The following is a 19,193-nucleotide window of genomic DNA, read 5'->3' on the forward strand; positions in this document are numbered from 1 at the left end:
AATAGGGAATAGGGAATAGGGAATAGGCAGGCGTATCAATCGCGCGGCTTCGTGTTATTCATACTTTCCCTAATTCCCAATCCCTACTACCTCATGTCCCTGACACCCATCGACCTCCTCGACTATGCCGGCGTCGCCGTCTTTGCCGCGACCGGGGCGTTGGCGGCTTCGCGCAAGCAGCTCGACATTATCGGCTTCCTGTTTCTGGCCAGCGTCACCGGCATTGGCGGCGGCACGCTTCGCGACGTCATCCTCAACCTGCCCGTCTTTTGGGTCGCCAACTCCGGCTATGTGCTGGTTTGCGCGGCGGTTGCGGTGCTGGTCTTCTTCATCGCCCACCGCGTCGAATCCCGCTGGAAATGGCTGCTCTGGCTCGACGCCATCGGATTGGCGGCCTTTTCCGTAATGGGCGCGGCCAAGGGGCTGGCCATCACCGGCTCGCCGGTCGTCTCCGTTGTTATGGGCGTGTTGACCGCCACATTTGGCGGCATCCTGCGCGATCTGCTGGCCGGCGAGCCATCGGTGCTGCTCAGGCCCGAAATCTACGTCACCGCCGCACTCGCGGGCGCCGGCCTCTACACACTTGGCGATCTTGCCGGCCTGCCGCCGCTCGCCTCGGATATTGCCGGCTTCGTCGCGGCTTTCCTGGTGCGCGGCGGCGCGCTGAAATTCGGCTGGACCTTTCCGTCCTACAAGAGCCGCCCGGGACGGCGACCGGAGGATATTCCGTAGGGAGAGGGAATAGGGAATAGGGAATAGGGAATAGGGAATAGGGAATAGTCAGCAATTCGCGGCAGCCTTCACTACTGCCTACTGCCTACTGCCTACTGCCTACTGCCTCACGCCGCAAAGCGCTGCGCTTCCCCGCCATAATAGTTGACGTAGCGGGCGCCGATTTCCTTGACCGGCATCACCACGAACACATCGACGGTGGAGAACTCACGGTCGATGACGCAGCCGTCGCCGATGCGGGCGCCGACGCGCAGATAGCCCTTGACCAACGGCGGCATGGCCGCAATCGCCGCCTTGGCGTTGACCGCCTCGATCGGCATCAGGTCCATCGAGCAATAGCGCCCGGAGACCGCCCGCACATCCCAGGCGGAGTTGGTCCGGCAGTGATGGGCAAGGTAGGTGAGCGCCTCGGCATGCGCAGCCGGCACCGTGCCAGGGAACGAGGCACAACCGGTCATCACGCCGATCTCATAGTGGTTGATGTAGGCCCAGATGCCTTGCCACAGCGCCTCGATGGTGCGCTTCGAGCGGTATTCCGGCAGCACGCAGGAGCGGCCGAGCTCAAGGAAGCGCTGGCCAGGATGGCGGGCGATCAGCTTGGTCAGTTCGAACTCGCCTTCGGAATAGAAGCCGCCGGCGGTCGCGGCAATCTCTTGCCGCAGCAGGCGGTAAGTGCCGACGATGCGGCGATGCTCGGGGCCGGAGATCGAAGTGTCCAGCACGAGGAGATGGTCGCACAGCGGGTCGAAGCGGTCGGCGTCGCGGCGGTCCTGCGCCTGGAACAGGTCCTTCCTGGCGCCAAGCTCGTCATAAAACACCCGGTAGCGCACTTCCTGGGCGGCGGCGATTTCGGCCTCATTGCGGGCAAGCCGCACTTCGAGATTGCCGATACGGCCCAGCGGTGCGCCTGTTGCGACGGCATCGGCGTTCCGCGCGGCGAGCAAAGCGCCGCCTGCGCTGGGCCGAGTGTCACATTCCGGCATAACTGTATGCACGAGTGATTCTCCTTCGAGCCATCCCTCTTGGCACGGGGATACGGTGTAGGTGCAACAGGATTGTGACAGTACCGTGATACGGCGCGACGGGCAATACTTCGTCGGCTGGCGAAAACCCTCATTCGGCTACCTACGTGACGCGAGGATTGCGCCAGCGTCGCCTTGAAGCGCGTCGCGCTGGGACGATTCACGCGACGCGCTTCAAGTCTTTGTTTTGTGCATGTCGTCTTCTCAAAACCCGGGCCACTTTTGAGCGACATGAATTCAGGCGGCCACCTGGCCCTCGACGGCATGGACCAGCGCGTCGGGATCGAGCGGCTTGGTGACAAAGCCGCTGGCGCCATGGGCGAGCACGGTGTGGCGGGTCTTTTCCTGGCTGTCGGCCGAAAGCACCATGATCGGAACCGGCGGCACAGCCATTTCCTCCTCGTGGCGGCGGATGGCGGCGATCGCGTCCAGCCCGTCCATGACCGGCATGTGCAAATCCATCAGCACCACATCGAAGCGATTTTTCAGCCCGGCTTCGGTCACCGCCTCGACCGCGGCCTTGCCATTGCCGACCACTTTCACGCGATGTCCCGCCTTCAAAAGCATGGCGCGGGCAAGCATGGCGTTGATGTCGTTGTCTTCGGCGATCAGCACCGACAAACCTTGCTGGCGCCCGCCATGGGCACGAAGCGAGGACGCGCCGGTCTTTTCCGGCTTGGGCGGCGGCAGGGCAGGGGCATGACTGGTCAGCAGCACGCGCAGCAGGGTTTCGCCGCGCACCGGCCTCGCCAAGAAGGTGGCGTAGCCGCTGGTGCGGAATTCGCCAAGCATGCCGCGGTCGGTCGGCGCGATCAGCGTGATCGCCTCGCAATCGGCAAAGCCACTCTGGCGCAGGCGCTTGAGCAGTCTGCCGTCGCCGTCCTCCAGGGCCGCGTCGATCAACAGCACATCGCAATGTTCGGCGAAGGGCGTCGCCTGGGAAGCGGTTGCGGCGACGTCGACGGCGCCGCCATGGGCGCGGATGGTGCGGGCGATGGCGTCCGCCTCGACGGCGTTCTTCGACACGATCACGGCGCGCCGGCCGGCCAGGATGTTCTGCCGGTTCTGCGGTGCTTCGGTTGCTCCTGCGGCCGGGATCTCGAAGACGAATTCCGATCCCTCGCCAAGCCGGCTCGACACCGAAATGGCACCGCCCATGGCGGTCACCAGCCGCCTTGAGATAGCAAGACCGAGGCCGGCGCCGCCATGGGTGCGGGTCGAGGTGCCGTCGGACTGTTCGAATTCCTCGAAGATGCGCTCCATGTCGTCTTCGTGCAGGCCGGGGCCGGTGTCGGTAACGGTGAAGCAGATGCGGTCGCTGGTATCGGTGCGGGCGCGCGCAATCGAGACCAGCACGCCGCCGGTGTCGGTGAACTTGATCGCATTGCCGATCAGGTTGAGCAGCACCTGCCTGACCCTGCCGGGATCGGCCATGATCATCTGCGGCACGTCGGGCTCGACATGACAGCCGAGGCCGATGTTCTTGGCGAAGGCTTTCGCTGCCATCAGTTCGACGATGTTGTCGGCGATTTCGCGCAGCGATGTCGGCTGCGGCTCCGGGTCGAAACGGCCGGCCTCTATCTTGGAATAGTCGAGCAAATCCTCGATGAGCGCCAAAAGGGCGCTGGCCGAGGTCGAGACGGCGCCGACATAGGTGCGCTGCTCGGGCGACAGATTGGTGTCGGCCAGTAGCTTGGCCATGCCCATGATGCCGTTCATCGGCGTGCGGATCTCATGGCTGACGGTGGCGAGGAAGCGCGACTTGGCCTGGCTGGCATATTCGGCGCGCTCGCGCGCGGTGATCAACGAGGATTCGGCGCGCTTGCGGGCGGTGATGTCACGGGCAATCGCCCGGTGCGAGACGGCGCCGCTATCCTTGTCGCGCACCGACAGTTCGATCCACGAAAACCAGCGCGGACCGTTCGGCGTGCGGATGGAGACGTCGGTGGAACTCAGGCATTCGTGATCCGAAAAGGCGGCGTCGGGAACGATACCGACATCGATGCCGAGGTCGGCCAGAGTCCTGCCGGCAAGGTCGCGCTGATCGGTTCCGACGAGGCCGGCGAAAACCATGTTGGCATAGACGATGTGGCCGTCGCGGTCGCGGTGGACGACGAGATCGCCGAGCGCATCGATCAGCCCGCGAAAACGCTCCTCGCTCTCCTGCATCTCCCACATGCGGTCGGCCAGCGTCTCGATTTCGGCGCGGCTACGGGCCGCGGTTTCGTCGAGCAAGGCCGCCGCGCGGCGGACGGTGCGCCGGCTGCGCAGGTGCATGGCGACGCCGGTAAGGCCTGTCGCCAGCAGGCCGAGGGTGATGAAGATCGGCGCACCGGTGAGGTGGGAGAGGCCCGCCAGCACGACACTGGCGACCACCGTCAGGAACGGCAGGCCCTCGGACGTGGCGCGCGGCAAATCCGGCGCCAGAGGCGGCGGCGCAACACGCTGCCGCTTCGCCGTCGCCGGACTCGGCCCGTCGACGCTTTCGGCACGGCTCTTCTCTTTCCTGGCGGACTCCGCGATCATGCGGAACTCCTTGCCAGATAGAGATTATGGAAAAGCGCGGCGGATCGTTCGAATTTTAGCGGTCATGCATTTTTGGCGGTTTTCCGCATCGCATGATCTTTTCCGAAAACCGGATTCCACTTTTCGGATCATGCTTCGGGAGCCTCACATATCGACAACCACGCGGCCCCTGATCTTGCCCTCGACGATGTCATGGGCGGCGGTGATGATGCCGTCGAAGCCGATGGTCGTCGACAGGCCGGCGAGCTTTTGCGGATCGAGATCGCTGCCGATGCGGCGCCAGGCTTCGAGGCGCACGGCCTTGGGCGCCATCACCGAATCGATGCCGAGCAGCGAGACGCCGCGCAGGATGAACGGGGCGACGCTCGACGGCAGATCCATGCCACCCGCCAGGCCGCAGGCGGCGACCGCGCCGCCATAGGCGGTCATCGACAGCACATTGGCCAGCGTGTGGCTGCCGACGGCATCGATGCCGCCGGCCCAGCGCTCCTTGGCCAGCGGCTTGGCCGGTTGGGAGAGTTCCTCGCGCGAAATCACTTCGGCGGCACCGAGGTCGATCAGATAGGAGCTTTCGGCGTTGCGGCCGGTCGAGGCGATGACGTGATAGCCAAGGCTGGACAGGATCGAGACCGCGACCGACCCAACGCCGCCGGCTGCACCCGTCACCACCACCGGGCCGCGATCCGGCAGGATGCCGTGCCGCTCCAGCGCCATGACGCTGAGCATGGCCGTATAGCCGGCGGTGCCGACCGCCATCGCATCGTGGGCGCTGATGCCGTCGGGCAACGGCACCAGCCAGTCGCCGTTGACGCGGGCGCGCCCGGCATAGGCGCCGAAATGCGTCTCGCCGACGCCCCAGCCATTGAGGATGACCTTGTCGCCCTTGCGCCAGTCGGCATGCGATGAGGAGAGGACGGTTCCGGCGAAATCGATGCCCGGCACCAGCGGCCAGCGGCGGATCACTGGCGCTTTCCCAGTGATGGCCAGCCCGTCCTTGTAGTTGACCGTCGTCGCCTCGACGGCGACGGTTACGTCGCCTTCCATCAGATCGGCTTCGCCGAAATCGACGACCTCCACCGACTGTTTCTTTTCGGCGTCGCGCGAAACGAGGATGGCTTTGAAGGTTTCAGGCATCTCTTCTCCTCGGCTTCGCAAAGGCTGGCGGTCGGCATTGGCTGGCTCTGGCCGAACTGTGCGGCGACCGTCCGGCGAGGTCAATTGGTCAAAAGAGTCGGGCCGTCAGGCTTCTGGGCCTTGCGGCTTGGCCTCGCGCCGCCAGCCTATGAACTCGTCGAAGACGACCAGCGCCGCGCCGACCGAAATGAAGGCATCGGCGAGGTTGAAGACGGCGAAGGACCATACCGGCGTGTGGAACAATATATAGTCGATGACGTGGCCGTAGACGGCGCGGTCGATCAGATTGCCGATCGCACCGCCGATGATCAATGCAAAGCCGATGCGGGCCAGCACATGGCCGGCGGGGGTGCGCGTTGCGAGGTAAAGCACAAAGGCAACGACCACGACCGCGATGACGACCAGGCCGGTGTCGCCGAAGGACGAGAACATCGAGAAGGCGATGCCGGTATTGTAGGTGCGAAACAGCGCCAGGAATGGCACCATGTCGAGCTTTTCCTGGAAGCCGAGGCCGGTCTCGATCAGATGCTTTATCCACTGGTCGAGCGCGATTGCCACCACCACCAGCAGCGCATAGGGAGACCATGATTTCACGATGTGGCGTCCTCGGGGGCAAGTTTCAGCGCGCCGCGCCGGATCTCGAACAGCATGATTCCGGTGGCGACCGCCAAATTGAGTGAATCGGCGCGGCCGGCCTGCGGAATCCGCAGCAGCCGGTCGCAGCTTTCCGCCAGATTGTCGGGCAGGCCCTGCTGCTCATTGCCCATCATCAAGAGCACCGGTCCTCGGGAGAAATCGACCGAGCGGTAGTCGACCGCACCCTTCAGATGGGTGCCGACCACCAGGCCCGAGAAGCTGTTTCGCCAAGCCAGAAATGCTTCCGGCGTCGCCTTGGTCACCGGCACGGCGAAGATCGAGCCCATGGTGGCGCGCACGGTCTCGACAGAAAAAGGATCGGTAGTCTCGCCGACCAGGATGACGCCCTTGGCGCCGACGGCATCGACGGTGCGGATGACGGTGCCGAGATTGCCGGGATCGCGCACCCGGTCGAGCGCCACCCAGACGTCGCCGTCGTGAGCGCGGATGTCTCTTAGCGGCAGCAGTTTTTGCCGGAAGACGCCGACCACCATTTGCGGATTGTCACGGCGGGTGATGGCGACCAGCACTTTTTCGGACACTTCGAGCACGGTGCCGCCGGCGGCAACCGTGCGCGCCGCCACCTTTTCGACCGCCGCATTGCCGCGTCCGGCCTTGGCGAAAACCAGCGTCCTGATCGACCAGCCGAGGTCGAGGGCGTCGATGACCAGCTTCAGCCCTTCGGCCATGAAGGCGTTCTGCTGGTCGCGGAATTTCTTCTGGGCGAGCGCCTTGATGTCCTTGATCAGCGGATTGGCAAGGCTGGTGACTTCCTTGACCTGCCCGGGCGCGCCGATGTGCCGCTCATTCATTCGGGACTCCCGGGCATTCAGGTCTCCGGGGCATTCAGGCCACCCAGCGCGAAAACAGCGATGTCGACAGCGCCCGCCCGGCGGACTGCTCGCGGATGATCAGTTCGCCTGATTCAACCGTGCCGCCCATGCCGGCAAAGGTGTCGCGCATCAAGGCATGGATGGCGAAGAAGGAGGCGCGGATGGAATAGGCGGTCAGCACCACGGTGAGCGGTTTCGGCGTCAGGATCGCGCGGCAAAGATCGGTCAGGCCGGGCAGGTCCTCGAACAATTGCCAGACCTCGCCCTTGGGGCCGCGGCCATAGGCGGGCGGGTCGAACAGGATGATGTCGTAGCGGCTGCCGCGGCGCTCTTCGCGCTCGGCGAATTTCACAGCATCGTCGACGATCCAGCGGATCGGCTTGCTGCCGAGACCAGCCATTTCCTGGTTTTCGCGCGCCCAGCCGACCGCCTTCTTGGAGGCATCGACATGGGTGACCTCGGCGCCGGCGCGGGCGGCTACGAGAGACGCGAGCCCGGTATAGCCGAACAGGTTCAGCACCTTGACCGGGCGGTTGGCCGCCGCGATCAGGCTGGCCATATGGTCCCAGTGCGAAGCCTGCTCGGGGAAGACGCCGACATGGCGAAACGAGGTGAAGCGGCCGAGATAGTCGATGCCGTCATGCTTCATCGGCCAGGTCTCGCCCAGCGGTACCTTCGGGAACCGCCAGCGGCCGATGCCTTCCTCGTCGGTGTCGCCGGTGAAGATGGCGTCGGCTCGGTCCCAGTCCCTGGCGGGCAAGGCCTTTTGCCAGATCGCCTGTCCCTCGGGCCGCACGATGCGGTAGGGGCCGTATTGTTCGAGCTTCTCGCCGGCACCGCAGTCGAGCAGTGCATAATCCTGATTGGGCGCCACTTCGAGGATCACCGGCAGGCGCTCAGTGGGCAGGACGCCTTCGCGACGCGCCAGGATACGGGGGGCGGGCTTCGGATCAGACCGGTCGTCCGGTTTTGTTTCGTGGCGTTGTTGTCTGGCTTCGGGTCGGACTGGTACGGTGCCCGGCTGCGGCCGCGCCTGTTCGGTCCTGCCCTTTGCGGGCGGACGGTTGTCGCGGCGTTTGTCGCGAAAGGACTTCAAGCAGGAGCGTCTCCGGAGGCGGCAGGCCGCTTTTGACATAGGGTCACCGGCTGCGCAAACAAAATGGTCCAGCGTGCGAATGTCTGAGGTGGTGGACCTCGCTGAGGAAACAGGCAAATCTCGAATCATGTCCCGTTCCGAACGCCTGCTCGACTTGATCCAGATCCTGCGCCGGCATCGCCGGCCGGTGAGCGGTCGCACGCTTGCCGGCGAGATGGACGTTTCGATCCGAACGCTCTACCGCGACATTGCCACGCTGCAGGGGCAAGGCGCGCCGATCGAGGGCGAGGCTGGGCTGGGCTATGTGCTGAAACCCGGCTTCATGCTGCCGCCACTGATGTTCACCGACGAGGAGATCGAGGCCATCGTTCTGGGATCGCGTTGGGTTGCCAGACAACCGGACAAGCGGCTGTCGGCCGCCGCCACCGACGCGCTGGCCAAGATCGCCGCTGTGCTGCCGGATGATCTGCGCGAGGATCTCGATGCGACCGCGCTTTTGGTCGGGCCGCACGGCGATGCTGTCGAAAGCATCGACCTTGGCCTGGTGCGCCAGGCGATCCGCAACGAGAGAAAACTCGGCTTTCTTTACCGCGACGCCGGCGGCGCCGCCTCCGAGCGCTTGATCTGGCCATTCGCGCTCGGCTTTTTCGACAAGCTGCGGGTGGTGGTGGCCTGGTGCGAGATGCGGCAGGATTTCAGACATTTTCGCGCCGACCGGATGTCGGGGCTCAACACCACGGATATCCGCTATCCGCGTCGTCGGCAGGCGCTGCTGAAGGAATGGCGCGCGACGCTGGACGCACCGAAGCGCCAGCCTGGCGCTTAATGCTCCTTTCCACGCGCTCACAAGACGCTGCTGCCAGAATCTGACAGTGGGGTCACCTATGCTCCTCCAATCGAAACCCTGGAGAGCAGACATGAACACCCCCAATTTCGTCATCCTTTATGTCGACAGCCCGGAGCGGAGCGGCGCCTTCTACGGTGCGCTGCTGGGACGCCAGCCGATGGAGACGTCGCCGACCTTCGTGCTGTTCGTGCTCGACAATGGCTTCAAGCTCGGCCTGTGGTCGCGCCACACGGTGGAGCCGTCGGCCGCGGCCGCGGGCGGCGGTGCGGAGCTCGTCTTCGCGTTGGACCGGCCTGACGCGGTGGACGCCGCCCACACGGACTGGGCAGGACGCGGCTTGACCATCCTGCAGACGCCGACCGACATGGACTTCGGCCGCACCTTCGTTGCGCTCGATCCCGACAAGCACCGGCTGCGCGTCTACTGGCTGAACGACGGAGAACAGGCCAATGGGGAACAGGCCAATGGAGAACAGAAATGAGTGCGCACTGGATCGCGGTCGCTTCCGCCGAACATGTCCGGCGCGGCCGCGAGGCCGGCTTCATGCAGGTCAACCACGGCAAGGCGGCACCTTTGCGCCGCATCAAGCCCGGCGACGGCATTATCTACTATTCGCCGACCACAATTCTGCGCGAGAAGGACGGCCTGCAGGCTTTCACGGCAATCGGCACGGTGCGCGAAGGCGAGCCTTACCAGGGCGACATGGGCGGTGGCTTCACGCCGTTCCGCAGGGATGTCGAATGGGCAAAGGCCGAGGAAGCGCCGATCAAGCCGCTGCTCGAGCAGCTCGACTTCACCGCGGGCAAATCGAACTGGGGTTATCAACTGCGCTTTGGGCTGTTCGAAATTACGGCGCATGATTTCGCGCTGATCGCCGAGGCGATGGGCGCTGCCATGAAGGCCGACTGACCGGCCATTCCTACCATGAGAGGTAGCGGCAGCTTCCGAGACATTCGAGATGCTCTGCCGTTGACCCAAAGCGGCGGATCGCCGGGAACTTTAGCCGACGTTGTTTCCTGACCGCACGAAGCGGCGTGGACTCAAGCCGATAGCGCTACGAAACATGTAGGTAAACGCGCTTGGGGATTCGTACCCGAGATCGAATGCAACAGAGCTGATTTTCTTGCCAGCAGAGAGCTGTGAGATGGCCTGGAGAATGCGGGCGTGTCTTAGCCACCGCGAAGGCGGCATTCCGGTTTCGGCTATGAACAGGCGTTCGATGGTCTTTCGGCTGGCCGAAGCGCCGGTGAGCCATTCATCAACAGAGACAATCGAACCCGGATCGTCCATGGCGGAATGCGCTAGATCGGAAATCCGCTTGTCTTTGGGCATCGCGATTGAAAGCGGCACATCCCTTGCCGCCAGAATTTCGTGAAAAAGCAGTTCGTGTAGAGCTGCCTCATGCGGTTTTGGGAGACTTGAGGCGTTGTTGTCTGGAATGGCGTGCATCAGAGCATGAAGAAGCGGCGTCATCTGCACGATACGGGGCGCTGCGCCCAACTTACCTGACTCCGCGCGGTTGACGTCGACATAAAGAACTTCGTTGCCCGTAACATATCGCAGCCAGTGTTCCACATCTGGCGGTATCCACACAGCCATGGCTGGGCTTAGCAAGAGAACGCGGTTGCGCGTGCCAACGTATATCGATCCGCGAATGGCGGAAAAGAACTGCCCGAAATCATGAGTGTGCCAGCCGAGATCCTGACCAATCTCTTGGCTTTCGATTTCGCGGATATATCGAGGATGCGCTCCTGGATGCATCATCTTGTAAACAACCAGCGGTGTGACGAATCCTAGATATTCATAAACGTATCATCGACATTAAGACACAACAATATCTCCTAAGCTGGCCGACCGCGCTGATAAAATGTACGGAGAGCAGCAGCCATGGTCGCCACGAGAACGCATGAAGTCGATGCCCCGGATTGGGCTGCTATCGTGATAGTCATATTGAGCGTTACGGCTTTTGCGGTTGCCCAAGGCCTGACGTTTCCGCTCATCTCTCTTGTGCTGGAAAGAAGGGGCGTGGCCGGAAGCCTGATAGGGCTAAATGCCGCTGCCTACGCGACCGGAGCTATCGTCGCCGTCCTGTGGATTGATCAGCTCACAGCTCGGTTTCGCGGAAACAGGCTGATCGTAGCGGCCCTGTTTATCTGCTCGATCAGCTTGGCGACATTCGCGACAATTGACTATTTGCCTATCTGGTTCATAGCGCGCTTCTTGATCGGCTTCTGCGCGAGCTTGATCTCGATTCTAAGCGGAGCGTGGCTAAATACTGCGAGTCCCGACCGGATACGTGGGCGTATCTCCGGATTCTACGGAGCGGGCATGTGCGCTGGCTTTGCCATCGGACCATTGGCCATTCCGCTTGTCGGCACGTCTAACGGTTCTGCTTTTGCCTTGGTGGCCGGTTACATTGCATTGATTGGCTTTGCTTGCGCAGCCTTTACCGGCAGTACCCGCACATCGCCTGAACGCGCGCCGGCAGGCGCGCTGCTCCGATTTATCAGCGCCGCACCCATTCTGGTTCTGATAGAATTGGCCTTCGGCTTTGCCGATATTGCTGCGATTTCAGGCATGGCGGTCTACTTCGTTCGCGTCGGCCACTCCGAAGCTTTCGCAGCATATGCCATTACCGTGCTGTCACTTCCCACCGCGTTTGCCCAGCCTCTGGTCGGATGGTTGCTGGACAAGACATCGCGTGCCGGTGTGACGATCTGCTGCGGCCTTTTAGGAGCGGTCGCGTTCCTGGCAATCCCGTTTTTGCAATCCGAGGCCGCTATCCTGGTGGTGTTCGCTATAATCGGCGTTGCAACATTCGCCTTGAGCACTTGTGCCCTCACAATCTTGGGCGAGCGCTTCGAGGGCGGGATGCTAGTAGCCGGAACTGCCAGCTTTTCTTTGGCCTACTCCATAGGCAGCGTTATGGGATCGACTGGAACCGGGTCACTCATGGACTGGATTTCGCCAAGAGCCGTACCAATAAGCGTTGGGTTGGGTCTCCTCGCTTTCACAATTCTAGTTTCTTTCAAACGCCCGTAGATTTGTCGGTCACCACTGACGTACGCGAAGCGGCGATTTGGCCCGAAAGCCGCCGTTCCGCTTCCCCACGCTTCTCAGTCGCTTGGTCTCCTACGCCTAATGTTTGGATGGGACCAAGGCGCGGGCAGCGCGGAAGCGGTCAGGAAGTTTGGTCTCAGGAACGGCGCCGGCGCCGGTGCAGGCAGACGCTACTGCTTGAGCGCGTTGTAGACGGCAATGCCGGCGGCAAGGTCCTCAAGCGCGGCGCCGACCGACTTGAACAGCGTGACCTCAGTGGGGCTCTGCCGGCCCTGTTTTTCCCCGCGCGCCAGCTCATGCAGATCGGCGACGATGGCTTCCGGCTTCAGCACGCCGGAGGCGAGCGGCTGGACGATGTCGCCGGCTTCCTTGGTGGCGCCGGCGCGGGTGTCGACATAGACGCGGGCGCGCGCGATCGCGTCGTCGTCGCTCTCGCGCATGGTCGGCGTGAAGCCGCCGACCAGATCGACATGCGCGCCCGACTTGAGCAGCGCACCCTTGACCAGTGGCGTCGTCGTGATCGTCGCCGATGAGACGATGTCGGCCTCGGCGAGTTCGGCGTCGAGATCGCTTGCGGCCTCGGCGTTGAAACCGTCCGCGCGCAAATCAGCCGCGACCTTTTCGGCATTGGCGGGCGTGCGGTTCCAGATGCGGATGGTCTTGATCGGCCGCACCGCGGAGTGCGCCTTGGCGAGGAACGGCGAGAGCGCGCCGGCGCCGACCACCAGAAGCCGCGATGCGTCCTCGCAGGCGAGATAGGAGGCCGCCACCGCCGAGGCGCAAGCGGTGCGCCACTGTGTCAGCCGTTGGCCGTCGATCAGCGCTTCGGGCTCGCCGGTGTTGCCGTTGAGCAGGAGGTAGAGCCCCATCACCGCCGGTTTGCCGATGGCGTTGTTGTCGGGCGATACGGTGACGATCTTGACGCCGATATGACCCCCGACCGACGTGCCGGCCGCATGGAAGTCGGTCCACGCCGGCATCAAAAGCAGCGTGGATGTGGCACCGTCGGGCCGCTCGACCCCGTGATGATGGCGGACGGGTTGCACAGCACCCTCGCGGAAGGCCGCGCGCAATGTCTCGACCAGCCCGGGAAAGGTCAGCGCCTGGTCGACAGCGTCGGCCGAAATGGTCAGCATGCAAAACTCCGCGAAGATAAAAGCGCCGGCTTCAGGCCGTTGGCTTCGGCAGCGCCGGCCCGGTGGCCGCGCCCTGCTGCACGGCGGGTATACGGCTGACCGCCTGGCGCAAATTCTCGGCCTCGACCCCGCGCTGGCGCGCCAGCTTGCGGTAGCGGCCCTGCTTGACCCAGGTCGCCAGGCTGCCGACGACCATGCCGATGGCGAGCGCCACGAACAGGAAGATGAACAGCGGCAAGGTCAGCGTCAGTTTCGGATTGCCGGGGTTGAACGGGTCGAGCGTGAAGGCGACCAGCTCGCGGTTGGCGACGGCCAGCGCAATCAGGATGACGGCGAGCGGCACGAAGACCACGATAAGTATGAAGCGGTTCAACATAGAGATTCCCTGGAGAAGGCAGGCCTTGATAAGGTCGGCGCGTGGTCCGCGCCTACTTGCCGCCATTCAGCCTTTCACGCAATTCCTTGCCGGTCTTGAAGAACGGCACCCACTTCTCCTCGACCTCGACGGATTCGCCGGTGCGCGGGTTGCGGCCGGTGCGGGCAGGGCGATTTTTCACCGAAAAAGCGCCGAAGCCGCGCAATTCGACCCGGTTGCCTTCCGCCAGGGCATCGGTGATCTCGTCGAAGATCGCTCCCACGATGTTTTCGACGTCGCGCAGGAAAAGATGCGGGTTGCGCGTGGCAATGATCTGCACAAGCTCGGATTTGATCATCAGAAAGGTCCCCGTGAAAGCGCTGCGGTCAAATTATCAGGATGATTTTATTTGCTTTTTTACTCGCCCCAACCGGCAGATCAAGGGTGCCAGACGGAAACGAGACCGTCAAGAAACAAGCGATCCGCGCCAATTTCGTGAAGCACGTCGCTGCCGGCCTCCGACAGGCCGAGCGCGCTGCCGACGCTGCGCGCTATTGCTTTCGAGAACAGGAAGCCGCCACGCCGCTCGGTGTCCTTCCATTCCACCACATTGAGCTTGGCGTCGACACCCTTGGTCGCCAGCCAGTCGATCGCCACGCTCTCGCCGCCGACAGCGTCGATCAGACCGTTGGCAAGGCCCTGGCGGCCGGTGAAGATCGAGCCGTCGGCAAGGGCCAGTGCCTGATCGCGGGTCATTTTGCGGCGCTCGGCGACGATGCCGACGAACCAGTCATAGCTGTCGAGGATGAGCTTGCGGACCATGGCTCGCTCGTCTTCATTGGTCGGCTTGAAGGGCGAGGGCGATGCCTTCAGCGGCGAGGATTTCACTTCCTCGAGCTTGATGCCGACCTTGTCCATCAGACCGCTGACATCGGGATACTGGATGAGCACACCGATCGAGCCGACGATCGACGTCTTGCGGGCAACGATATGGTCGCTGGCACTGGCGATCATGTAGCCGGCCGATGCGGCCAGCGTGCCGACCTCGGCCACCACCGGCTTGTCGGCGGCAAGCTTGCGCACCTCCTCGTAGATCGATTCGCCGCCGACCGTTGTGCCGCCAGGCGAATCGATCGCCAGGATGACGCCCTTGACCTGCGAGGACGTGCGGATGGTTTCCAGCCGCTTGATCAGTTCCTCGTCCTCGGTGATGGTGCCTTCGATCCTGACCTTGGCGATGTGGTCGACGGAAGAACCGCCGAGGTCGCCCCCATAGAACCAGCTTGCAAGCGCAATCACCCCAAGGGCCACGATGGCAATGGCGGCGCCGCGCCAGAAGGTCAGCTTGCGCCGCAAGCGGCGGCGGTCGATCAGGTCGTCGGCTCTCAGTGCCATGGTCTGCCTCACAGTCGGTGGGAAGCGATGCTTTTAAAGCAAGCGTCCGCGCCCGGCTACCTCTTCCTCAAGAGCCTGCGACGAAGCGACCTTCACGACGGAGGCATTTCAGGAAAAAATGACGCGGCGCGTTCGTTTCTGCTATGAAGTGACGAAATTGTGTCGCCTGATTTCCGTTTGTAAAACAGCGGCCGTCACATTTTTGCGGTTTTCCTCCGCTTGTGCTTGCTTGCGGGGGCCGGCAACCCACCTATAGCAGGTGTTTTGGCGGACAAGGGTTTATTAGAAGTCAGTCATGCTTGCGCGATCGAACGAACCGACCAATGCCGATGCGGCCTTGGCGCCCACGGCGCCAGCGGGCACGCGCGGCGACGCCTTCGACCGCGCCCAGCGCCACTCGCGCCGCGTGCGCGTGCTTAAGTTTGCCGTGCCGGTGCTTGCCGCCGGGATCGCGGTTGCGTTTCCGGTCTATTCCTATCTGGCGGCGCCGATCAATATTTCGATACAGGCAGACGGCACCGCTTTCGCGGATGGCAAGCTGGTGATGGCCAATCCGAAGCTCAACGGCTTCACCAAGGACAAGCTGCCCTATTCGCTGACGGCCTTGCGCGCCATCCAGGATGTCGGCAAGCAGGACATCATCGAACTCGAAGGCATCCATGCCAAATTGCCGCTGACGGCCGACAATGTGGCGACCGTCGACGCCAAGCGCGGGATCTACAACAGAAACGCCAACACGATGGACATGACCAGCGACGTTACCGTCACCACCACCGACGGCGTCGCTGCCATCTTCAAATCGGTCTTCCTCGATATGGGCAAAGGCTCTATGAAGACAGGTGATGCGGTCGATGTCAGCCGTAACGGCTCGCGGATCACCGCGGGTTCAATGTCGGTCGAAGACAATGGCAAGGTCATCGTTTTCGAGAACAAGGTAAGCGTTCACATCGATCCGGCCACTATGAAGGCGGCAGAGGCAAAGAGCGGAGAAACGAATGCGTCCCAGTAATTCGGCACGGCTTGTCGCCGCAGCTTCGGCCTTGCTGTTGCTGGGTATGGCGCCGTCCTGGGCTCAGTCCAGCGCCAGCAGCCAGTCCGGGCTCAAACTGTCGGGCGACCAGCCGATCCAGATCGAGAGCGACAAACTTGAGGTCCGCCAGGCCGACAGCATGGCGCTGTTCAGCGGCAACGTCACCGTCACGCAAGGGCCAACGCTGCTCAAGGCCGGCAGCATGGAGGTCTACTACGTCAAGGACCCCAACGCCGCCAAAGGTGCTGCCGCCGGCGCTTCGGCGATGACCGGTTCGGCCAATATCGACCATCTGGTGGTCAAGAACAAAGTCTACATCAAGTCGAATGACCAGATCGCCACCGGCGACAACGCCACGTTCGACATGAAGACGCAGGTGCTAGTTCTGTCGGGCAAGGAGGTCGTCTTGTCCCAAGGACCCAACGTCCTCAAGGGCTGCAAGCTCACCGTGCAGATGAAAAGCGGCCTTGCTCAGGTCGATGGCTGCGGCGGGCGCGTCATCATGTCGATGACGCCGCCACCGAAATCCGAGGCCCCGAAGCCCGAATGACTGGCGTGTCTTCGCTGCTGACCCGCCTTCCGGGACGGGCGGCCAGTAAACTTGCAGCACCGGCCACAGTCACCGTTGATTCCTCGAAGTTCAAGGGCACCCTGATCGCCAAGGGTCTGACCAAGAGCTACAAGGGCCGCAAGGTGGTCAGCGGTGTCACCATCGGCGTGCGCGCCGGCGAGGCTGTCGGGCTGCTCGGGCCGAACGGAGCCGGCAAGACCACCTGTTTCTACATGGTCACCGGCTTGGTGCCGGTCGATGAGGGCACGATCGAGATCGACGGTTTCGACGTCACCTCGATGCCGATGTACCGCCGCGCCCGCCTCGGCATCGGCTATTTGCCGCAGGAAGCCTCGATCTTCCGCGGCCTGAATGTCGAGCAGAACATCCGCGCCGTGCTCGAAGTGGTTGAGAAGGACCGCAAGGTGCGCGAGCGCAATCTCGACGAACTGCTCGAGGAATTTCACATCAGCCATCTGCGGAAGTCGCCGTCCATGTCGCTGTCGGGTGGCGAGCGGCGGCGTCTTGAGATCGCCCGAGCTTTGGCGACGCGCCCGGCCTACATGCTGCTCGACGAGCCGTTCGCCGGCATCGACCCGATTGCCGTCGCCGACATCCAGCAGCTGGTTCGTCATCTAACGGCGCGCGGCATCGGCGTGCTGATTACCGACCACAATGTGCGCGAAACGCTCGGCCTCATCGACCGCGCCTACATCATCCATGCCGGCCAGGTGCTGACTCATGGCCGTGCCGACGAGGTGGTGGCGAACCCCGATGTGCGCCGGCTCTACCTCGGGGAAGGTTTCACGCTCTGAGCGTGAAATTTGTTTCCTGACGTGATTTTTGCCGCCCCGCCGGGCTTTTTTCTCCGATTTTGCGTGAGATAATGCTTCGGTAGGGGCCTTTTGCCATCGTTCGCCTTGACAAGCAAAAGCCGGGCCAGTTTCTATGGAAGGTCGGAAAAATTCATTTTCCGGCAGCTTCTGATGTGTAGGCTTCCGGGTGCAGAAGGGCGTTTGAAACCGAACCATGGCGTTGGCGGCGAAACTACAGCTACGACAATCCCAGTCGCTGGTGATGACGCCGCAGCTGATGCAGTCGATCAGGCTGTTGCAGCTCACCCATGTCGAGCTCGACCACTTCATCGACGACGAGATCGAGCGCAATCCGCTGCTGGAGCGCGCCGAGCCCCAGGATGACGCCGCAAGCGACCAGGTGCAGAAGGGCGATGCCGCTCCTGAGCCTGCCGCCGATGGCGACTGGTTCGAAAACGAGACGGCGTGGAGCGCCGAAGCGATCTCCGACAAGCTCGACAGCTCGCTGGAAAATCTGTTCCCCGACGATCCCGGCACCAGCGAGCGGCTCGGCCCGGACCTGACGGCGCAGTGGAAGTCGGCCACCGGCAATAGTTCGTCCGGTTCTTCCGAAGGCTTCGACGTCGGCGACATGGCAGCCGCAGCGATCACGCTGCGCCAGCATGTTGGCGAGCAGATCGCGCTTGCCTTTGCCGATCCGGCCGCAAGGCTGATCGCAGCCGAACTGGCCGACGGCCTGGACGAGGCCGGCTATCTGCGCGCCGATCCCGCCGAGATCGCCAAACGGCTCGGCGCCGATCAGGCGATGGTGGCCAATGTGCTGGCAGCCTGCCACACATTCGAGCCGGTCGGCCTGTTTGCGCGCGACCTTGCCGAATGCCTGTCGCTGCAGCTTGCCATGCGCGATCGTCTCGATCCGGCGATGAAGACGCTGATCGGCAACCTAGAACTCCTGGCGCGGCGCGATTTCCAGACGCTGAAGCGGCTTTGCGGGGTCGACGAGGAGGATCTCCTCGACATGCTGGCCGAAATCCGCGCGCTCGACCCGCGCCCGGGCATGGCGTTTTCGGGCGGCGCCAGCGACGCCATCGTCGCCGATGTCGAAGTCCGCGCCGCCAATGACGGCAGCTGGACGGTCGAGCTCAATGCCGAGACGCTGCCGCGCGTGCTTGTCGATCACATCTATTTCGCCCAGGTCTCGCCGCATGCGAAGAATCAGGCGGAGAAGGATTTCCTGGCCGAATGCCTGCAGAATGCCAACTGGCTGACGCGCAGTCTCGACCAGCGGGCAAAGACGATCCTGAAAGTGGCGTCGGAAATCGTGCGCCAGCAGGACGCTTTTCTCGTCCATGGCGTGCGTCAGCTCAGGCCGCTCAACCTGCGCACGGTGGCCGATGCCATCGGCATGCATGAATCGACCGTCAGCCGGGTGACGGCCAACAAATACATGCTGACGCCGCGTGGCGTGTTCGAGCTGCGTTATTTCTTCACGGCTTCGATCGCGGCGTCGGGCGGCGGTGATGCGCATTCCTCGGAAGCGGTGCGCGACCGCATCAAGCAGCTGATCGACGAGGAAAAGCCCGCCGATGTGCTGTCCGATGACGCAATCGTCGATATGTTGAAGGAAAGCGGCGTCGATATTGCCCGGCGCACGGTGGCCAAGTACCGGGAGGGTATGAATATTCCCTCGTCGGTGCAGCGGCGGCGTGAAAAGCGCGCTCTGGCGAGCGCGGGGCGCTAGGCTGCTTGCCCGGCAAGGCTTTTGCTATGGCTGGATTCCACAACTTTCCGACCTTAAAGCGCATCGCGCTGAAACGGATTCATACGACGCGCTTTAAGTCTTTGTTTTGATGCATGTCGTTGTCCCAGAACCGCAGCGCACTTCTGGGCGACATGCATTAATTGACAAGCTGCAATGAAGTGTCTAGAAGCCCGCCCGCATGAGACGGGCTCGCGGCCCGCATGCGGATGGTCCGTCACGATGAAGGCCACGGGACGGCCAAGAAGGCGGATTGTGATCAACCGG

The 19,193-nt window shown here is 63.0% G+C and carries 20 protein-coding genes; 9 read left to right on the forward strand and 11 right to left on the reverse strand.

Annotated elements, in window-relative coordinates; all coding sequences use genetic code 11:
• Positions 1-99: 99 nt before the first annotated feature.
• A complete protein-coding gene (locus NKI37_RS24890; RefSeq protein WP_023683056.1) occupies positions 100-732 on the forward strand; it encodes a trimeric intracellular cation channel family protein in 633 nt (210 codons plus the stop codon).
• Between the two features lie 107 nt (positions 733-839).
• Here the strand turns inward: NKI37_RS24890 and olsB are convergent, their stop codons facing one another.
• The 6 genes from olsB to NKI37_RS24920 all read right to left on the reverse strand — a co-directional run bounded on the left by olsB (position 840) and on the right by NKI37_RS24920 (position 7,979).
• Complete coding sequence (gene olsB, locus NKI37_RS24895; protein ID WP_023683057.1) at positions 840-1,715, reverse strand: l-ornithine N(alpha)-acyltransferase; 876 nt, start codon at positions 1,713-1,715, stop codon at positions 840-842.
• A 276-nt stretch (positions 1,716-1,991) separates the two neighbouring features.
• A complete protein-coding gene (locus NKI37_RS24900) occupies positions 1,992-4,280 on the reverse strand; it encodes a response regulator (protein ID WP_352788395.1) in 2,289 nt (762 codons plus the stop codon).
• 144 nt (positions 4,281-4,424) lie between these two features.
• Positions 4,425-5,414, reverse strand: a complete 990-nt coding sequence (gene acuI / locus NKI37_RS24905) for an acrylyl-CoA reductase (NADPH) (RefSeq protein ID WP_352788397.1) — start codon at positions 5,412-5,414, stop codon at positions 4,425-4,427.
• Positions 5,415-5,519: 105 nt separating this feature from the next.
• Entirely contained in the window at positions 5,520-6,008 is a 489-nt protein-coding gene (gene lspA, locus NKI37_RS24910) for a signal peptidase II (protein WP_023712332.1), read from the reverse strand.
• The gene (locus NKI37_RS24915; protein ID WP_023733590.1) at positions 6,005-6,862 is read right to left on the reverse strand and encodes a TrmH family RNA methyltransferase; all 858 of its coding nucleotides are present in this window, start codon (positions 6,860-6,862) and stop codon (positions 6,005-6,007) included. Before NKI37_RS24915 ends, lspA begins: the two co-directional genes overlap by 4 nt.
• Positions 6,863-6,896: 34 nt before the next feature.
• Positions 6,897-7,979, reverse strand: coding sequence for an RsmD family RNA methyltransferase (locus NKI37_RS24920; protein WP_352788399.1), 1,083 nt, complete (start codon positions 7,977-7,979; stop codon positions 6,897-6,899).
• A gap of 127 nt (positions 7,980-8,106) precedes the next feature.
• On the opposite strand from NKI37_RS24920, the gene NKI37_RS24925 reads away from it, so the two are divergent.
• The 3 genes from NKI37_RS24925 (at position 8,107) to NKI37_RS24935 (ending at position 9,735) form a co-directional block, all read left to right on the forward strand.
• Positions 8,107-8,805: a helix-turn-helix transcriptional regulator gene (locus NKI37_RS24925; RefSeq protein ID WP_352788401.1), complete on the forward strand. Its 699-nt coding sequence runs from the start codon at positions 8,107-8,109 to the stop codon at positions 8,803-8,805.
• A 91-nt stretch (positions 8,806-8,896) separates the two neighbouring features.
• Positions 8,897-9,307, forward strand: coding sequence for a VOC family protein (locus tag NKI37_RS24930; protein ID WP_352794583.1), 411 nt, complete (start codon positions 8,897-8,899; stop codon positions 9,305-9,307).
• Positions 9,304-9,735, forward strand: coding sequence for an EVE domain-containing protein (locus NKI37_RS24935; RefSeq protein ID WP_023698201.1), 432 nt, complete (start codon positions 9,304-9,306; stop codon positions 9,733-9,735). Before NKI37_RS24930 ends, NKI37_RS24935 begins: the two co-directional genes overlap by 4 nt.
• A gap of 90 nt (positions 9,736-9,825) precedes the next feature.
• Here NKI37_RS24935 and NKI37_RS24940 read toward each other — a convergent pair whose 3' ends face one another.
• Positions 9,826-10,590, reverse strand: a complete 765-nt coding sequence (locus NKI37_RS24940) for a helix-turn-helix domain-containing protein (RefSeq protein WP_352788403.1) — start codon at positions 10,588-10,590, stop codon at positions 9,826-9,828.
• Between the two features lie 123 nt (positions 10,591-10,713).
• Here NKI37_RS24940 and NKI37_RS24945 point away from each other — a divergent pair, with 123 nt between their 5' ends.
• On the forward strand, positions 10,714-11,868 hold the full coding sequence (locus NKI37_RS24945; RefSeq protein WP_352460468.1) for an MFS transporter: 1,155 nt from the start codon (positions 10,714-10,716) through the stop codon (positions 11,866-11,868).
• A 188-nt stretch (positions 11,869-12,056) separates the two neighbouring features.
• Here the strand turns inward: NKI37_RS24945 and lhpI are convergent, their stop codons facing one another.
• From lhpI to sppA, 4 genes are all read right to left on the reverse strand, one after another.
• Positions 12,057-13,022: a bifunctional Delta(1)-pyrroline-2-carboxylate/Delta(1)-piperideine-2-carboxylate reductase gene (gene lhpI, locus NKI37_RS24950; protein WP_352788406.1), complete on the reverse strand. Its 966-nt coding sequence runs from the start codon at positions 13,020-13,022 to the stop codon at positions 12,057-12,059.
• A gap of 31 nt (positions 13,023-13,053) precedes the next feature.
• Positions 13,054-13,398 carry a lipopolysaccharide assembly protein LapA domain-containing protein gene (locus NKI37_RS24955; protein WP_023691965.1) on the reverse strand — a complete coding sequence of 115 codons (345 nt, stop codon included), beginning with the start codon at positions 13,396-13,398 and terminating at the stop codon, positions 13,054-13,056.
• 52 nt (positions 13,399-13,450) lie between these two features.
• Entirely contained in the window at positions 13,451-13,735 is a 285-nt protein-coding gene (locus tag NKI37_RS24960; protein ID WP_006200394.1) for an integration host factor subunit beta, read from the reverse strand.
• An 80-nt stretch (positions 13,736-13,815) separates the two neighbouring features.
• Positions 13,816-14,772 (reverse strand): signal peptide peptidase SppA, encoded by a 957-nt coding sequence (gene sppA, locus NKI37_RS24965; RefSeq protein WP_023733587.1) that lies wholly within the window; start codon positions 14,770-14,772, stop codon positions 13,816-13,818.
• Positions 14,773-15,067: 295 nt separating this feature from the next.
• Here sppA and lptC point away from each other — a divergent pair, with 295 nt between their 5' ends.
• The 4 genes from lptC to rpoN all read left to right on the forward strand — a co-directional run bounded on the left by lptC (position 15,068) and on the right by rpoN (position 18,908).
• Positions 15,068-15,781 carry an LPS export ABC transporter periplasmic protein LptC gene (gene lptC, locus NKI37_RS24970; protein WP_023669748.1) on the forward strand — a complete coding sequence of 238 codons (714 nt, stop codon included), beginning with the start codon at positions 15,068-15,070 and terminating at the stop codon, positions 15,779-15,781.
• A complete protein-coding gene (locus NKI37_RS24975; RefSeq protein WP_023683069.1) occupies positions 15,768-16,352 on the forward strand; it encodes an LptA/OstA family protein in 585 nt (194 codons plus the stop codon). Before lptC ends, NKI37_RS24975 begins: the two co-directional genes overlap by 14 nt.
• Positions 16,349-17,167, forward strand: coding sequence for an LPS export ABC transporter ATP-binding protein (gene lptB / locus NKI37_RS24980; protein ID WP_023669746.1), 819 nt, complete (start codon positions 16,349-16,351; stop codon positions 17,165-17,167). Before NKI37_RS24975 ends, lptB begins: the two co-directional genes overlap by 4 nt.
• A gap of 214 nt (positions 17,168-17,381) precedes the next feature.
• A complete protein-coding gene (gene rpoN / locus NKI37_RS24985; RefSeq protein ID WP_023683070.1) occupies positions 17,382-18,908 on the forward strand; it encodes an RNA polymerase factor sigma-54 in 1,527 nt (508 codons plus the stop codon).
• Positions 18,909-19,193 lie beyond the last annotated feature (285 nt).

Origin of the sequence: Mesorhizobium sp. M0626, from assembly GCF_040320665.1 — a bacterium.
Classification (GTDB): Bacteria; Pseudomonadota; Alphaproteobacteria; order Rhizobiales; family Rhizobiaceae; genus Mesorhizobium.

Excerpts from the sequence above, each read along its gene's own strand:
- olsB (WP_023683057.1), bottom strand. The coding sequence starts at position 1,715 with ATGCCGGAATGTGACACTCGGCCCAGCGCAGGCGGCGCTTTGCTCGCC.
- NKI37_RS24900 (WP_352788395.1), bottom strand. The coding sequence starts at position 4,280 with ATGATCGCGGAGTCCGCCAGGAAAGAGAAGAGCCGTGCCGAAAGCGTC.
- acuI (WP_352788397.1), bottom strand. The coding sequence starts at position 5,414 with ATGCCTGAAACCTTCAAAGCCATCCTCGTTTCGCGCGACGCCGAAAAG.
- NKI37_RS24915 (WP_023733590.1), bottom strand. The coding sequence starts at position 6,862 with ATGAATGAGCGGCACATCGGCGCGCCCGGGCAGGTCAAGGAAGTCACC.
- NKI37_RS24925 (WP_352788401.1), top strand. The coding sequence starts at position 8,107 with ATGTCCCGTTCCGAACGCCTGCTCGACTTGATCCAGATCCTGCGCCGG.
- NKI37_RS24930 (WP_352794583.1), top strand. The coding sequence starts at position 8,897 with ATGAACACCCCCAATTTCGTCATCCTTTATGTCGACAGCCCGGAGCGG.
- NKI37_RS24935 (WP_023698201.1), top strand. The coding sequence starts at position 9,304 with ATGAGTGCGCACTGGATCGCGGTCGCTTCCGCCGAACATGTCCGGCGC.
- NKI37_RS24940 (WP_352788403.1), bottom strand. The coding sequence starts at position 10,590 with ATGATGCATCCAGGAGCGCATCCTCGATATATCCGCGAAATCGAAAGC.
- NKI37_RS24945 (WP_352460468.1), top strand. The coding sequence starts at position 10,714 with ATGGTCGCCACGAGAACGCATGAAGTCGATGCCCCGGATTGGGCTGCT.
- lhpI (WP_352788406.1), bottom strand. The coding sequence starts at position 13,022 with ATGCTGACCATTTCGGCCGACGCTGTCGACCAGGCGCTGACCTTTCCC.
- NKI37_RS24955 (WP_023691965.1), bottom strand. The coding sequence starts at position 13,398 with ATGTTGAACCGCTTCATACTTATCGTGGTCTTCGTGCCGCTCGCCGTC.
- NKI37_RS24960 (WP_006200394.1), bottom strand. The coding sequence starts at position 13,735 with ATGATCAAATCCGAGCTTGTGCAGATCATTGCCACGCGCAACCCGCAT.
- sppA (WP_023733587.1), bottom strand. The coding sequence starts at position 14,772 with ATGGCACTGAGAGCCGACGACCTGATCGACCGCCGCCGCTTGCGGCGC.
- lptC (WP_023669748.1), top strand. The coding sequence starts at position 15,068 with ATGCTTGCGCGATCGAACGAACCGACCAATGCCGATGCGGCCTTGGCG.
- NKI37_RS24975 (WP_023683069.1), top strand. The coding sequence starts at position 15,768 with ATGCGTCCCAGTAATTCGGCACGGCTTGTCGCCGCAGCTTCGGCCTTG.
- lptB (WP_023669746.1), top strand. The coding sequence starts at position 16,349 with ATGACTGGCGTGTCTTCGCTGCTGACCCGCCTTCCGGGACGGGCGGCC.
- rpoN (WP_023683070.1), top strand. The coding sequence starts at position 17,382 with ATGGCGTTGGCGGCGAAACTACAGCTACGACAATCCCAGTCGCTGGTG.